The 14,522-nt window shown below is 68.8% G+C and carries 13 protein-coding genes and 2 pseudogenes; 5 read left to right on the plus strand and 10 right to left on the minus strand.

What is annotated here, in order from left to right; genetic code table 11:
* Window positions 1-508: 508 nt before the first annotated feature.
* Both ABZV34_RS32085 and ABZV34_RS32090 read right to left on the minus strand, forming a co-directional pair.
* Window positions 509-2,221 carry an enoyl-CoA hydratase-related protein gene (locus ABZV34_RS32085; protein WP_356284451.1) on the minus strand — a complete coding sequence of 571 codons (1,713 nt, stop codon included), beginning with the start codon at window positions 2,219-2,221 and terminating at the stop codon, window positions 509-511.
* Between the two features lie 743 nt (window positions 2,222-2,964).
* Entirely contained in the window at window positions 2,965-4,503 is a 1,539-nt protein-coding gene (locus ABZV34_RS32090) for a CYTH and CHAD domain-containing protein (RefSeq protein WP_356284454.1), read from the minus strand.
* 324 nt (window positions 4,504-4,827) lie between these two features.
* On the opposite strand from ABZV34_RS32090, the gene ABZV34_RS32095 reads away from it, so the two are divergent.
* Window positions 4,828-5,133, plus strand: coding sequence for a hypothetical protein (locus ABZV34_RS32095; RefSeq protein ID WP_356284457.1), 306 nt, complete (start codon window positions 4,828-4,830; stop codon window positions 5,131-5,133).
* An 80-nt stretch (window positions 5,134-5,213) separates the two neighbouring features.
* On the opposite strand, the gene ABZV34_RS32100 is transcribed toward ABZV34_RS32095, so the two are convergent.
* From ABZV34_RS32100 to ABZV34_RS32120, 5 genes and pseudogenes are all read right to left on the minus strand, one after another.
* Window positions 5,214-5,588 carry a fic family toxin-antitoxin system, toxin component gene (locus ABZV34_RS32100; RefSeq protein WP_356284459.1) on the minus strand — a complete coding sequence of 125 codons (375 nt, stop codon included), beginning with the start codon at window positions 5,586-5,588 and terminating at the stop codon, window positions 5,214-5,216.
* Entirely contained in the window at window positions 5,585-5,821 is a 237-nt protein-coding gene (locus ABZV34_RS32105) for a toxin-antitoxin system HicB family antitoxin (protein WP_356284462.1), read from the minus strand. Before ABZV34_RS32105 ends, ABZV34_RS32100 begins: the two co-directional genes overlap by 4 nt.
* Window positions 5,822-6,240: 419 nt before the next feature.
* Entirely contained in the window at window positions 6,241-6,540 is a 300-nt protein-coding gene (locus ABZV34_RS32110) for a hypothetical protein (protein ID WP_356284465.1), read from the minus strand.
* Window positions 6,541-6,836: 296 nt separating this feature from the next.
* Entirely contained in the window at window positions 6,837-7,049 is a 213-nt protein-coding gene (locus ABZV34_RS32115; protein ID WP_356284468.1) for a hypothetical protein, read from the minus strand.
* Between the two features lie 327 nt (window positions 7,050-7,376).
* Window positions 7,377-7,607, minus strand: a pseudogene (locus tag ABZV34_RS32120) (transposase); the annotation flags it as partial.
* 75 nt (window positions 7,608-7,682) lie between these two features.
* On the opposite strand from ABZV34_RS32120, the gene ABZV34_RS32125 reads away from it, so the two are divergent.
* Window positions 7,683-7,898: an integrase core domain-containing protein gene (locus tag ABZV34_RS32125; protein ID WP_356284486.1), complete on the plus strand. Its 216-nt coding sequence runs from the start codon at window positions 7,683-7,685 to the stop codon at window positions 7,896-7,898.
* Between the two features lie 33 nt (window positions 7,899-7,931).
* On the opposite strand, the gene ABZV34_RS32130 is transcribed toward ABZV34_RS32125, so the two are convergent.
* Both ABZV34_RS32130 and ABZV34_RS32135 read right to left on the minus strand, forming a co-directional pair.
* Complete coding sequence (locus tag ABZV34_RS32130) at window positions 7,932-8,222, minus strand: hypothetical protein (RefSeq protein ID WP_356284471.1); 291 nt, start codon at window positions 8,220-8,222, stop codon at window positions 7,932-7,934.
* Between the two features lie 5 nt (window positions 8,223-8,227).
* Window positions 8,228-9,274, minus strand: a complete 1,047-nt coding sequence (locus tag ABZV34_RS32135) for a CPBP family intramembrane glutamic endopeptidase (protein ID WP_356284474.1) — start codon at window positions 9,272-9,274, stop codon at window positions 8,228-8,230.
* 128 nt (window positions 9,275-9,402) lie between these two features.
* On the opposite strand from ABZV34_RS32135, the gene ABZV34_RS32140 reads away from it, so the two are divergent.
* From ABZV34_RS32140 to ABZV34_RS32150, 3 genes and pseudogenes are all read left to right on the plus strand, one after another.
* Entirely contained in the window at window positions 9,403-11,889 is a 2,487-nt protein-coding gene (locus ABZV34_RS32140; RefSeq protein ID WP_356284477.1) for a histidine kinase, read from the plus strand.
* A complete protein-coding gene (locus ABZV34_RS32145; protein WP_356284480.1) occupies window positions 11,889-12,545 on the plus strand; it encodes a response regulator transcription factor in 657 nt (218 codons plus the stop codon). The genes ABZV34_RS32140 and ABZV34_RS32145 overlap by 1 nt, the downstream gene beginning before the upstream one ends.
* A gap of 63 nt (window positions 12,546-12,608) precedes the next feature.
* Window positions 12,609-12,925 (plus strand): annotated as a pseudogene (locus tag ABZV34_RS32150) (transposase); the annotation flags it as partial.
* An 853-nt stretch (window positions 12,926-13,778) separates the two neighbouring features.
* Here ABZV34_RS32150 and ABZV34_RS32155 read toward each other — a convergent pair.
* Complete coding sequence (locus ABZV34_RS32155) at window positions 13,779-14,108, minus strand: hypothetical protein (protein ID WP_356284483.1); 330 nt, start codon at window positions 14,106-14,108, stop codon at window positions 13,779-13,781.
* Window positions 14,109-14,522 lie beyond the last annotated feature (414 nt).

A 14,522-nucleotide genomic window follows, 5' to 3' on the forward strand; every position in this document is an offset into this window, starting at 1 on the left:
CGGTGGGGGATCCCTGGAGGCGTCGTGCGGGTCCAATGTCGGCCCGCAGGCGGACGAGGGCAGGCTTTCGCGGTGCAAGGCGCAGAGAACGGACGCTCTGCGCGCCCGCACGATCCCTTGACAGGCAGCACACTCGGTGCGCTGCCGCAGGAGACCTGTGCAGAAGCTGTCCTGTACGGCCGGTCCTGCGCCGAGATGGGGCTGCTTCTGAAGGCGGCGGGAGAACGCCGTACCGGTTCGTGGTCTGCGTTCACCTCAATTGCGCCTGCCTCGACGGTGGTGTGCAGAAGACGACGTTGCAGGGCTCCGGGATGACGGCGCGGACTGTGACAGCTCTCTTCGGATTTGCTGAGCGAACGACGGGCGATCGAGGTCCGTTCTGCGACGGCGACGAACGAGTCCGCGCTGATGTCGAGGCGGGCGGTCGCCCTATGCTCCTGTCAGCGTCGCGTGGATGAGGATGTTGTCGAGGACGGTTTCCAGACATCGGCCGTCGGCGGCTGAGGTGTCATCCGGGGTCGGCGGTCCCGGTGAGTGGGAAGGGCGAATGGCTTGGGGTCTTGCGAACGAAGGCGGAGCGCAAGTCATGGTAGGGGGCACGGGGGTTGAAGAAAATGGCGTGCATGCGGGAGAGTTCGGCATTTCGATGATCAGAGAGGGAACGTGTGCGTTCCTCTGCGCAGTGGGCGTCGGCCTTGGCGGCGATACGACGGTCCAGGCCAGGGTCGGCGGCGATTTCGCCGGCCAGTCGCTCGATCTCGGCGGTGAAGTCCTGCGGTGCGGCTGGTACAAGCCGGTCCACAAGACCGAGCCGTTCGGCGTCGACCGCGCTGACCGGGAGGGCCTCGGCGGTGAGCCGCTCTGCCTGTTCGGGGCCGACGCGCCGGGGCAGTGTGTACGTCCAGTACTCGGAGCCGTACAGGCCCATGCGTCGATAGTGCGGGTTCAGGACGATGCCTGTGCGGCACCAGACCTCGTCCGCGGCGAGGGCGAGCATGGCGCCGCCGGCGGCAGCGTTCCCGCCGAGTGCGGCAACCACGAGGCGGTCGGTGGTGAGCAGGATCTCTTCGACGAGGTCGTCCATGGCGTTGAGGTTGGCCCAAGATTCCCGGCCTGGATCGGGGGCTGCTTCGATGACATTCAGATGGATGCCGTTGGAGAAGAAGTCTCGCTTGCCTCCGAGGACGAGGACGCGGGTGGGGCGGGAGAGCGCAAACCGGTACGCGGCGAGCAGTCGCTGGCACTGCTGGGTGCTTATTGCGCCGCCGGGAAAGGAGAAAGTCAAGAAGCCGACATCGTCGTGCTGGCTGTAACGGATGTCGCTCCAGGTGCGCCGGTAGGCCGGCACGTCGAAGGGAAGGACGGCCTGCGGCAGTGCGGTGCGGGTACCTGTGGTGAAGCCGGCCAGAACAGAAGTGGCCGGACGCCGAAAGGGAGCGGGGTCTCCCGAGTTCTTACGAGGCCGGAGCTCGGGGATCCAGACCGAGCCGTCCCTGGTCGCCCGGCAGATGGCACCGGCGCGCTGGGCGAGAAGTGCACCGGGGCGACCGCTCAGCTGGTCTTCTGGATAGCCTCCGTGGAGGAACACCTCTCGGCCGACGAGTTCATCCAGCACGCCCGGCTGCGAATCGGCGGCGCGAAGCTTGTGTAGCACCGTCTCGGTGTCATCATGGTGCCAGTCGATACGCCGCCGCTCCTGCCGGAAGGCGTCGCGCCAGATAACGTTCACCGAGGCGTCTGTCTGCGGCAGGGGCTTGTAAGTGCCTTCCGTGAAGCGTTGTACCGCCACAAGAACGGCTCTTACCGCAGCCTCAGTGACCTCGCCCCGGTACAGGTCGCTCTTGCCGACGGGTGGCACCCGGAACCGCTCGGCCGCCCAGATCGCGCCCGCATCCATCGCCGCCCCCGCCTGCAGCACAGTCACACCCCAGTGCGGCGTCCGCCCGTCCACGGCCCAGTCCAGAGCGGACGGACCGCGGTCGCCTGGCGGACCCGGGTGCACGATCAAACACGTGTGCTCCCGCCATACGTCCTCGGGGAGCGCCGTCTTCAGCATCGGAGCGACGACCAACCCGGGCCGCATAACGTGTACAGCAGCCCGGACCGGGTCAGGGCCATGAGTGGCGAGCACGACCTCCACACGGTGTCCGTGCCCTGACATTTCGGCGTACAAGCGCTGGGAAAGGCTGTTGAACGCGCTGGCGACGAGCAAGATGTCCACGGCACCGCATCTTCGCGGGCTTTGGCGTGAACAGCGAAGAAGCGCGGCCGTCTTTTGCCAGCTTGCTTTCTGTCCTCCGGACCACTCTGTAGCTGCCCACTTGCTGGCCCCATTCGTCATAGAGGACAAAATCCTGCTGCAACACCGGGTGAAAGCTGTGGTGTAGAGGGTGCGCGGGCTCGCCGTCCCCGACGACGATGCGTACGAACCCGACCCACTGAGCTGGCGCTGCACGCCTCGTCAACAGCACTCGCAAGGGACCCTTCTGGATCTTCGCGTGCTGGTGGCCTGCGAATGCACGGTGTGGTGTCGAGCGGCGGTGCGTTCTCCGGTGAGAGGATTTGCGCCGCGCGTGCTGGAGACCTCTCGTGATGGTGTTCGACGGCGAGGACAGGGTGGCTGCAAGGGCGGGGCTGACCTGCCCTTCCTGGGAGGTCGACGCGGGCCCTCGCTTGTCAGCGTGCCCGCGCAAACCTCGTCCGACGGTGCCGCGGCATCACGTACGCCGCCGTCGGATCGGACTGGCTGTGTCCCGCCACGGTTATCGACGTCCGCTCGCGGCGCGTGATCGGCCCCCGTGCTCGTGGTCCTCGCGCTGCGGACCGCGGCCCCGAGCCCTTCGAGCGACCCGACGCGCTCGATCTCATGCGGCGTGACCTTCAGCACTTGGGCTGGCGACGGGCCTTGTCGAGCGAGGGAGGGGTTGATGTGCCGATCCTGACAACCACGGCCATCAACCGCGCTCAGCCGTTGAGTGCTTTCCGCAGCCCTCGCCGTGACGCTGCGGCCCATATGGAGGGCAGTTCCCGTTCGTCCCGCTCGGCCGCGGCCTGCTCCTGTCCATACAACAGGCCCCAGGTGAAACTGGGTTCGCTGGCCGCGTGTGCCGCCAGGGCTACCCTCCGCAGCGCCTTGCGGGCCACGACGCTGTCCTGGTGCTCGCCGAGCACCTGCTGGACGGCTTTGATGCGCTTGCCAAGGCGCTTGGCGGGCTTGCCCAGTGAGTCGCGCGCGGCCTCCGTGGCGTACCGCGTCTTCTTGGCCGCCTTGCGGGCCTCATGGAGGGCTGTGTCGCGTTCCGTTCCCGGCGGGAGTTCCAACGCGTACGCCGTGCGGTCGGTCAGCCGACGATACTCCTTGAGGACGGCTTTGGCCATCACCTTCACCGGCTGCCCGGCGGCCTTGGCGCGTAGCGGGGGCCGCTCCGTCAGCGTTGCCAGACACTCCAGAAGGGCCAGGTAACGAGCGGAGTCCAAGGTGTCGAGCGTGCGCACGCGGGCTGCGGAAGTATTGCCGACGTCCCACACCTGCAGGCGTGCGGAGACCGCCCCGAAGACGAGTTCCCCTGGCAGCGCCTCGATCTTCGCGCTCAGCCGCTCCCGCAGGACCTCCTGGTCGCGTTCCGCGCCGAGTTCGTTGCTCAGCCATTTGAGTTCCTTGCGGACGGGATCGGTGGCTTCGCGGTCCAAGACCGACCTGTAGGACCGGAGCACACCGCGCAACCGGCGGCAGGTGGTGCGCATTTTATGCACAGCGTCAGGCAGGTCACGGCGGACCGCGGGATCCAGGTTCACCAGGGCGTGGATCCGTTTGTTCACATAGCGTACGACCTCCTCCTCGGCGGATCCGGGTGCTAGGGCAACGGCACGTTCGTCAACCACCCGGGACGCTGCGACTCGCGTCTCCTCCAGGGCGCGGGCCAGTTTGGAGGAGCTGTGCGCGCGTCCGATGCCCCTCTCGCCTAGTCTCTTGTCCACGGCGTCCAGAAGTGCGGGGCCGCTGTCCGGAGAGAGTTCGATCTCCATCTCGCTCCATGAGGCCGGCGTGCCGGTGGCGGGCAGGGACTCGGCACGGACCGAGTCGATACTCAGCTCGGCGAGGACCGTGCCGCCGGACCCGACGAGCTGCTTCACATCGCGAGTGGAAGCGATCTGGACAACCGGCCGCAGATTCGCACCACGGGTACGGGACAGAGCCAGCTCTCGCAGGATCTCCGGAACGGTTTCGGACAACGGGGCCTGCACCTCTTCCCGGCTGTCACGGGACAGCGGCAGCTTCAGGTGCCAGCCCGCGTCGGTACCGCCCGTCCTGCGCCGGAGCACGGCCGCGGTGCCGGCCAGTCGTAGATCGTCGGTGTCGTAGTAAACGGCGTCTAGATCCTGGGTGCCCTGGTCCACGACGGACTCGATGCCGCCCACACCGGCGAGGTCGAGCAGCCATGTGGTGTCGTCGGCAGAAGGGGCCTCGTACTTTCGCTCTGTCTCTCGCTTCGATGCGGTCATATTTAGCGCGTACACGTCTTCGCGCCCAATAAACACGGTGCGATCCGGTTTCACACTATGGAGGGCCTATGTCGGCCCGGGAGCAGGCCCCAGCCGGTGGTGCGGTGGTCACCGAACGAGCTCATTCGCTCGCGTCTGGTCGCACAGAAGCGGGCCTGAGCAGTCCGTGCCGAACCGACAGCCGCGCGCCTGGGCAAGAACCCCACCAAGCCCAAGACCAGGATTCTCACCACCGGCAACGACGTCGTCCGGCTCCTGGACCACCTCTTCCGGAACGGAACAGGCCGCGCGTCGGGCCCTCGTGTCCAGGCCCTGCGCCAGATCATGGTGCAGAACTATCACCGCGACGCCGCAGGACATCTGCGCTGGCGCACCGCCGGGACCGAAGACGGACCCGGGCTGCCTCCCTCGTCCCGGGCGATCGTCTCCCATGCCCGTCACGGGCAGATCATCAGCTGGAAGGGGTTCTCCGCCCATCTGACGGAGACGTGTGCTCCTGACGGCCCCAACGTGATCACAGACGTGGCCACCACCGCGTCCACCACCCATGACAGCAAGGTCCTGCCCGGCATCCGAAGCGCCTTGCGATGGTCGGATATCCGGGACGAACGGCTCCCCGAAGAAGCCTGACTGGAAAGCCCTGGGGTCTGGTGAGAATCTGGAACCGTCCGGTCACGGGACGGCCTGTCTGGCGAACTGGCTGCCTGCGTTCAGCGGGTGATCCACGTTTTGATCTCGGAGGCGATGCTTCGCACGTCCAGGTCGTCGCGGCTGACACGGGCCGCGAGGCCGGCAGCCTGCTTGGGCTGGACGTCCAGGATCTCGCCGCAGACCGAGAGGTAGGAGGCAGCGACGACCGCGCCGAACAGTTCGTTGGAGTGGTCGAGGGCCGGGCAGCGGATGAGTTGGTGCATGAGCGCCGCTGCCCGGTGGTGGGACTCGGTGTAGACAGGGGTGTCCATGACGGTATCGGCGTGCCGCGCAGCCGCGGCCGCGAGTGTGCCGAAGTCGGAGACATCGGGGTCTCCGGAGATGTGCCGGTGCGCAAGGTCGAGGAGCCAGGCGCGGTCGATGCGGACGATCACGCGGCGGCCGCCGGCCCACGATGGGTGGCCGGGCTTCCGAACTCTTCGGTGAAGGCGTCGCTGAAGGCGTCCGCGAAGTGCGCGCTCGCGTTGAGGAAGCGGTGTCGCAGGTCGTTGGACTCGTCGGCGAGGACCTGCTTGGCGTACTCCTGCACGGACAGGCCCGCGGCCTCGGCGCGCTCTGTGATTCCGGCATGGATGTCGTCGGGCACTCGTACATTGATCTGCTTCATAGGGAGAGCGTAGCGGTCTGTACGGGGTGCTACAACCGTATGGGGGCACCAGGGGCTGGAAGGCCCCGCAGGTCCGCGATGCGCTCGTAGAGCAGACCGGCGGCTGGCCGTCGAGCCTGCGGCGCACGCTCACCTGGGACCAGGGCCGCGAGCTGCGGGGCGGGGAACCGGTCCAGGCTCCAACCCGCCTTCCGGGGCGCCCGCGACCCGCCACACGGCCCGGGCCGGACCGTGCCCGGTCAGCCGCCGCCGGCGCACCCGACGCTGGCCGGCCGGGCCATCCCCAATGCCGTGGCACCGCTCGGCGACGGCCGGCCGAGACGGCGCTGGGCATGCGATCCGGACTCTGGCAGCGCCTGCCCCAGCCGCACACGTAGCAGCGCGAGGACGGCACCGGACTGACGATCCGCGTACTCAGGTCATTTCTGGAGCTTGCCGTTCGCATCCAGGGTGTGGGTTCCCCAGTAGGTGTCCCACTTGTCATCCACGTGCTGCGGCACCTTTCCCGCGGGGTAGCGGACGTAGCCCGCAGAGGGCTGCTTGCCGTTGCCCACGCACGCGCCACCGCTGGAAGATCCTACGGACGCGACCGGGTATTCGCCGGACTCGCACATATGGTCCCGGATGTCCGTGGAGCAGGCAGTGGCGAGCCCGGTGATCGCGGCGCCCGCCACAAGCAGGGCGATGGTTCGGCGCAGGCGGCCGGCGGTGTCCTTCATGGTGTGGTCCCCCTCTTTCATCGTTGAAAGCAAGTCTGCGTGGAGGGACCGGGCAGCTCATCGGCGCTCCTACTCAACTCCACCTGAGTACATGACGGTTGGCACTCAGAGGGGCATGGACCGAGACCCCGCACGGGGCGCGGTTCAGCAGCGCTGGCAGAACGCGGCAGCGTGTCGACGCATCCGCGCAGTGGCTTTATTGAGCAGTAATGGGTTCTGGCACAGATCTTGGGGAGCGGTCGCGGAGGGTGACAGCTTCGTTCGATTGCAGCGAGGAGCGGCGACCTCGGAGATCGTCAGCGTTCACGCATTCTGGTCCACCACCAGCGCGACGTCACCCACTCGTTGTAGTTGGGTTCCGGCAAGGTGCGGCGCTCGAATTCCTCATCAATACGCGTGATCAATCGGCCCAAGTCCCGTTTAGCTCCGGGCGGAAGGTGCAGCATCGCCCACTCCAGGTCATCACGGGCATCACCCACTCCGGGCGAGTCAAACGCGGAGGCGTCCAAGTAGCGTCCGGGCTCCTTGAAAACCCACTCGAAATACGAGAGTGCCTTGGCGACCGCGTTGGGCCACATCGCCTGGTCTTCGACCCGGCGGATCGCTGCGCGAGTCCGCGCGGAGACACCGAGGACCCTCAGAACCGGATACTGCCATCGTGGCCGCCACCCCTCTGCGCGGACGGCCTTGGGACGCCTACGCGGCATCGCCCTTTCGGATCAGCATGAGGCCATCCTGCCATGGCTGGGCACCTGCCTGCGCTGGCTATAGGCCGGCCGCATCAGGGGTTTCTACTGTCCGGTTCTCGCACAGCTCTCGTGGAACATCGCGACGTGTTACTGGAGAAGGATCATCTTGCGGAGCAGTTCGAAGCCGGCGCGGCCGTAGAGCTGCCGCTTGATCTTTTTGATGCGGTTGACGGCGCCCTCGATGCTGCCGGAGCTCCAGTCGAGAGTGAGCCCTGCTGTCACGGCGTCGAGGTCTCGGAGCAGGTGGAGTGCGAAGCCGGTGAGGCCCGGTAGCTGGCTGGCGTCGACTGTGTCGATCCAGGTGGGGAGAGATCTACCGGCACATCGTCCCCGCAAACACCGCAACACACCCCACGGAACCAGCCCGAGACGCCGCTTGACATCCATAGGGGCATCAACGCCGTCAGCGAGGCGTTCAACAGCGTACTCAAGGTCGAGTACGTCCACCGGCACACCTTCGCCACCCGCACCGAGGCCCGCCTGAGAATCGCGACCTGGATCACCGGCTTCTACAACACGCACCGACTACACAGCGTGTGCGGACACCGGAGTCCGACCGACTACGAACACGACCACCGAGCCAACTCCGCCTTGGAGCCGGCCGCTTAGAAGATCTCCACAGTCCGAGGGGATTGACAGGTCTCATTCGGAGGCGGGGTCGGACCGGTTCGCTTGGCTGCCACGGTTGGTCAGGAGGCTCAGTACCGCGCGGGTGGTGGATATCGCGGCGAGCCGGACGCACCACACGGCGATGGCGTTGTCCCCGACGGCGGAGGCCAGCAGCGGCAGGTCGAGGAGCATGCCGCTCAGCAGAAGGGCGACCAGGCCGGCGACCAGCCATGTCCACAGCGGGGGCTCGTTCCCAATGGTGAGCACGGCGCCCGCCAGGATCACGAGCGTACTCAGGACGATGACGAGTGTGGTGATGTCCATGGCAGTCAGTGGCTCCGGCTATGAGACGCAGAGACGGAAACAACGGGAGCGGCGTGCGGGGACGGGCACACAGGCGCCGGGGACGGCATGGGCGGAGCGTACCGCGGGAGCAGAGGGGCGAGCAGGGTGGTCGACAGCGGAGCCGGGGCGGCGGCGGTGCGGGCGAGGAGGTGACGACGGCGGGCGGCGAACCACAGCACGACCGCCATGTACGCCGCGATCGCCACGATGTCGACCGCCACCCATTGCCAGGGAGCGTCGGCGGCGGTCTCGTCTGTCTTCAGGCCGTCGACGACGGCGGCTCCGAGGCCGAAGGCGATGAGGTTGTTGATCACGTGCAGGCCGATGGCCGCCTCCAGGCCGCCGGTCCGTACCGTCATCCAGCCGGCCGCCAGACCGAAGACGACCAGGTCGGCGAAGCCCCACGGGGTGCCCCAGCCGTGGGCCGCGGCGAACAGGACTGCCTGCGGCACGACCGCGATCCAAGGGGACCGGAAGAAGCCGCCGATCGCCTGCGTCAGCCAGCCGCGGAAGACGTACTCCTCGGCGGCAGCCTGGAGCGGGACCAGTACCAGCAGCATGGCCAGTGCGGGCAGGAAGACGTGCCAGCCCGCCCATCCGGGAGCCGGAGTGTCGTCGATGGGCAGCAGGAGGGTGGCTGCGTCCACCGCGGCGAGGACGGGCAGCGCGACTAGCAGGCACAGCCCCAGCCAGCGCCCTCGCAGCCGTCCGGTTACCGACGACGCCGTGCCGACCGGGCGGCGGCCGATCCACCGCACGGCCAGCAGCACCAGGGGGATGGCTATCACGATGTACAGCAGGTCCAGGGCGGTGCCGGTGAGCGGGCCGAACTCGACGGAGCCGTCGTGATCCTTGGGGTAGCCCTGGTGGGTGCCCCAGTCGCTGGCGGCGGAGTCCAGCAGGATCAGTGCCAGCAGCCACCCCCCGACTATGAACAGGGTTCCGGCCAGTGGCCGCCACCAGCGGTGACGGGCGGAGGTCAGAGCCAGCCGGTGGTACGGGAGTCGCTCGGCGCACAGTGGATTCGTCATGGCTACAGACTGTCCGCGTGCGCCGGCCGGGTCGTCGGCCGTCGGTAGGACCGGCCTCTCTATCGCTGGATAGAGCCGGCCGAAGAAGGCTCCTTGGGGGCGCTCGGCGCCCTAGGCTCGTGCCCGACATGGAGACTACCCGTAACTGGCTGTTGCCCGCGCTGCTCGCGGTCGGGCAGGCAGCCTGGTTCCTGCCCGGAAACGCCCTGCGGGACGGCGAACTGTCCGGCCCCGCCGCCTTCGTCGTCATTGTGGCCGCCGTGGCGGTGGAGACCGTGGCGCTGGGGTGGCGGCGGCGCACGCCGGTCGCGGCGCTGGGGTGGACGCTCGGAGCGTCGCTGGTGGTCCAGTCGTTGTCGCCCGACGGCTCCGCCGACATCGGGCCGCTGTTCGCGCTCTACTCCGTCGCGGTCCGGTGCCCCACCCGCGTCACGGTCCTCGCCCTCGTCGCCACCACCGCGGGCGACTGCGCTCTGTCCACCGTACGGATTGGCTTCCGGCCCTCCCTCGTATCGGAGTTGGCGGTCGCGGCCGTCGTGTACGTGGTCTGCGCCGGGCTCGGCGAGGCGCGGCGTCAGTGGCTCGCCGGACGGCTGACGGCGGTGCGGCGGCTGGCCGGGGCCGAGGAGAGCAGACAGCGGGCGGGCGACACCGAACGCCATCGACTGGCCCGGGAGTTGCACGATGTCAGCGCCCACCACCTGACATCGGTCATGGTCACCGTCGATGCGGCCTGCCGACTTCGTGACAGCAGGCCCGAACTGGCCGCCGAGGCCCTGTCGTTCGCCGAACTGGCGGGCGGCGAGACCCTGACCGCGATCCGGCGACTGGTGGCGGTGATGCGGACGACGGAGCAGGCGGACAACGCACACACCGCGCATTACTCGGGTGACGCAAAGCATGTAAACCTCGGAAGTGTGATGGGCACTACGGGCGTTACGGACCGCGTGGAAGGCACGGGTCGCTCGGAACTCCGCCCGAGGTTCCGGCCGATGACCGGGCCGATCCAAGAACTGATCGCCGCCTTCGGCCGGTTGGGCCGCCCGGTCGCCACCCGGATGCCCGACGATCTGGCCGGACCGGCCGCCGAGGCGGTCTTCGGCATCGTCCGGGAAGCCCTCACCAACGCGCTGCGGTACGCGCCCGGCGCCGCCGTCCGGATCGACGTGCGGCGCGAGGACGGGTCACTGGACCTCGCCGTGGACAACGATCCGCCGCGTGCCTCGGCACAACCCGCCGGAGCGGGCCTGGGATCCGGGCGCGGCGTCGCGGGGATGCGGGAGCGCGCGGCGGCCGTCGGCGGCGAACTCACCGCCGGTCCCGGACCGGACGGGGGCTGGCGGGTGCGGGCGACGCTCCCCGACACCACCGGTCCACGGCGGCCCGTCGTACGATCCCGGCGGCGCGACTTCCTGCGGGAGCAGCGGCTGACCGACGGCGCGCTCGCGTTCACGGCGACGGTGACTCCGCTGTTCGTCGCGCTCGTGGCCGCGGAGGAGTGGACGGACCGGGGCGGCTGGGCACTCTCCTCCATCGGCGTACTGTCCGTGCTGCTGGCCCTGCACGCGCTGCCCCTGCTGTGGCGGCGGCAGGCGCCTTGGGCAGCGCTTACCGGGGTGATGGCCACGGCGTGGCTGTGGCCCGTGGTCCGCGTGTTCACCGAACTGCCGGCGCGGTTCGCGCAGTTCCTGGTGGGTGGCGGATGTGCGGAGCTGCTGGTCGTGTACGCGGTGGCGGCCTACGGCCGGGGTGCCGGACGGACCTGGCCGGCTGCCGTCGCACCCGGCTTCGGACTGGCCGGTGCACTGACGGCGACCGCGGCCGTCGACGGATCCTTCGGGGACGGATCCTCTCTGGATGGGATCTGGGCGTGGGCCCTCGCCGTGTTCGTCGCTCTGGCGCTGGGGCTGGTGATCTGCCTGTTTCTCGCGCCGGTGTGGGGCGCGGGTGTGGCCGTCAGAGGGCGCCGGCTGCGCGTTCTGGCGCGGGAGGACTCCGAACTCTCCGACTCCGTACGGCAGGCGGAGGCCGCCGCCGACGACGAGCGGCGCAGGCTGGCCGTCAGCCTCCAGGAAGCGGTCCTGCGGCGGACGGCGGGCGTGGTGGAACTTGCCCGCCAGGAACGTCTGGACGAGGTGGCCGCGCAGGCCCGCTCGGCGCTGGCCGCGATGCGTGAGCTGCTGCACAGCCTCGGAGACGCGGAGACGTCGCGGCAGCGCCTCGCTCCCCAGCCGACCGCCGCCGAACTCGACGCCCTGTGCCGGCAACTGCGTTCGGCAGGACGGGAGGTGACGCTGCGGGGGATACCCGAGGCGCTTGCGGGGCTGCCCGCGCTGGTGGCCCTTTCGGCTTACCGCGTGGTGGAGGCGGCGCTCGGTGCGGGCGACCGGGGGCCGGCCCGGGTGACCTTGCGGCGGCGCCGGAACACCCTGCACATCACAGTCGCCGGGGTACGGCTGGCCGTCGCGGGCCCGGTCGCGGAACGGCTGCGGGTGCAGGCCACTTCCGCCGAGGGCCGGATCGCCCTCGACACGGCCGGTACGGTACGGGTGTCGTTGCCGGCCGGGCCGTCTCCGGCCCCCGTTCAGGAGGTGCCCCCGTCGCCATACGCGTGATGGTCGTCGACGACCAGGCGGTGGTCCGGGCCGGATTCGCCGCGATCGTCGACGCCGAGCCCGACCTGACCGTGATCGGAGAGGCTGGCGACGGGGCGGCGGCGGTCTCGCTCGCCGCGCTTGAGGCCCCCGACCTTGTGCTGATGGACATTCGCATGCCCGGCATGGACGGACTGACCGCGACCCGGCTCATCACCGCGCTGGAGAGCCGGCCACGCGTCCTGGTCCTGACCACCTTCGACCTCGACGTCTACGTGTACGAGGCACTGCGCGCCGGATCGTCGGGCTTCCTCCTCAAGGACGCCCAGCCGGAAGACCTGTTGGCGGCGATCCGGGTCGTCGCCGCCGGTGACGGCATCCTCGCCCCGGCCGTCACCCGCCGCCTCATCGACACCTTCGCCCAGGGAGCTCCCCCGCCGCCCGCCATCACCGGCGTCCTCGACCAACTCACCCCGCGCGAGCGGGAAGTGCTGCTGCACATCGCCTCCGGTCTCACCAACGCCGAGATCGCCACCCACCTCGGTGTAACCACCGGCACCGTGAAAACTCACGTCAACGCCCTGCTCACCAAGCTGGGGCTGCGTGACCGTGTGCAGGCGACGATCCTGGCGTACGAGTGCGGACTGATCCGGCCGGGCGGGGCGCCCACCGAGTGAGGCGACCCCGGTGGTGTGGACACACTGACAATGGATCCTGCAGATCTGAGGAAGGGTGTCCTGGTGGGACGGAAGTCTCCGTATCCGGCGGAGTTCAGGAACGATGCCGTCGCGCTGTACCGCGCGGCGGGTGGGAAGCGCGCGTATGCGGCGGTCGCGGCGGATGTCGGGGTGACTGGCGAGACGCTGCGGAGCTGGGTGGGTCAGGCCGACGAGCACGCCGGTCGCGGTCACAGCCACGGCGAGCAGAACGCGGAGAGCCGGGACGAGGAATTGGCCCGGCTGAGAGTCGAGAACGGTCGGCTGCGCAAGGCGGAGAAGGAGTGGGAGCTCGAGCGAGAGATCCTGCGCCGGGCGGCCCAGTATTTCGCGACGGAGGTGTGCGCCGTGAGGCGCTGATGGTCCGTACGAAGGTGAGAGACCTTCGTCAACTGCCCTGTCGTGGCGGGGTGGTGAAGCTGAGGGCAGCCTGATCCGGGTGATGCCGGGAAGGGTGGCAAGCGGCCCTGACAAAGCCGGGACGTACCAGCACTGCCAGATGGTGCGGGTCCGGCGAGCGAGGTGGAAAGGAGTACGCGAGGAACCGTCGTCATTACGTCCCTCAATGCGAGACCGGCTCGAACCTGGCGGATCAGGGCCGGGAGCGGTGCAGACCCGTCGCCGGAGGCGGCGGGAAACTCCTTGGATGGTTTGTCTCTGTTGTCCGGGAGGCCATGGGGAAGGCCCACGACGTACTCATGGCGATGCCGCAGGGTGCAGACGGGCTCCTCCTTCACCGAGCGGACCACAGTGAACACGGGAACCATCCGGTCGGTTTTGGACGGGAGGCTGGTGGGGCGTCGGGGAAGTCCGAGCGGCGGTGCGCGCAGTGCCGGGAGCTGCTGCCGGCGGATGACAGGTTGAACCGCCGGTATTGCGATTCCATGTGCTGCGGCCGTCATTGGCGACGGGTACGGCGGTACGACGAGATCTACCGGCGTGCCGTCGAGCCGCGACGGCATCTGGGGGAGAGTTCGTGTGGGGCCAGGTCAACTGCCCGGTGTGCGGGGTGTCCGTCTCGCTCCGTAGGCGGACGGACTCGGTGTCCTGCTCGTCGAAGTGCCGCACCAGAGCGTGGCGTAGGCGTCGAGATGCCACCAAAGACGCGTGACGCATCGGGACGGCCGTTGCAGGACGCGTCACCGCGTGATGGCTGATCATCACGCTGGAGGGCTCCCGGCGCGGCCCTTGCGCTCAGCGGTCCGGGGTCTGAAAGACAGGGGCGCCGTGCGGTACATCGTCGGCCGGCGCCCGTGATGCGCAGCGGTACTGCGCAGCGTGCCGGGACTGGACAGTGTTCCGCTGCCGCGGGCCGCTCGGAACGATCCGCTGGTCCATCTTGCCGGGGAGCAGGATCGCCGGCACGGTCGCGAACTCACGGTTCAACTCGGGCGTGAACGGGGCGTCGTCCTCGGAGCCGATGATGCCTTGGCGACCATGTATCAGGAGTTGGATCGTCTCGTGCAGAGTCTGTGCCAGAGCCCCGTACTGGTCCCGGTCCATCCGGGCGTGGAGCGTTTCCATTTAGAGGGCCGCCTCGACCGCACTACCGTTGTCTTCCCCGGCAACGGCGTCTTCCATCCTTACAGCCTGGTCCGCAACACGCCCCCGTCCAGCGGCCTGCCTCCAGCGCAACCGCCGTACAGGACGGGTGACGGCCTGCCGCGGCCTGACAGAGGAAGAGGCGCCGGATCCCAAGGGCTGGCTCTGTCCACGAGCCAAGCCGCCCGCAGGGCTGACTGGCTGCGTGCGCCTTCCCGGCGATGACTGTTCATGACACGCGGCCAGGCAAGCAGTCCGGCCTCCCCAGAGCGTCTACAGAGACCGGACTGCGGCGAGAACCTGTCAATCCCCTGGTTGCGTAGAGACGTTGGTTATGCGGCCCGGCCTTGCTGATCGGCCCGCGCTCGCGCTTCCTGGATGATCCGTTCGAACTCG

Origin of the sequence: Streptomyces sp. NPDC005195 (assembly GCF_040608315.1) — a bacterium.
GTDB classification, from domain to species: Bacteria; Actinomycetota; Actinomycetes; order Streptomycetales; family Streptomycetaceae; genus Streptomyces; species Streptomyces kaempferi.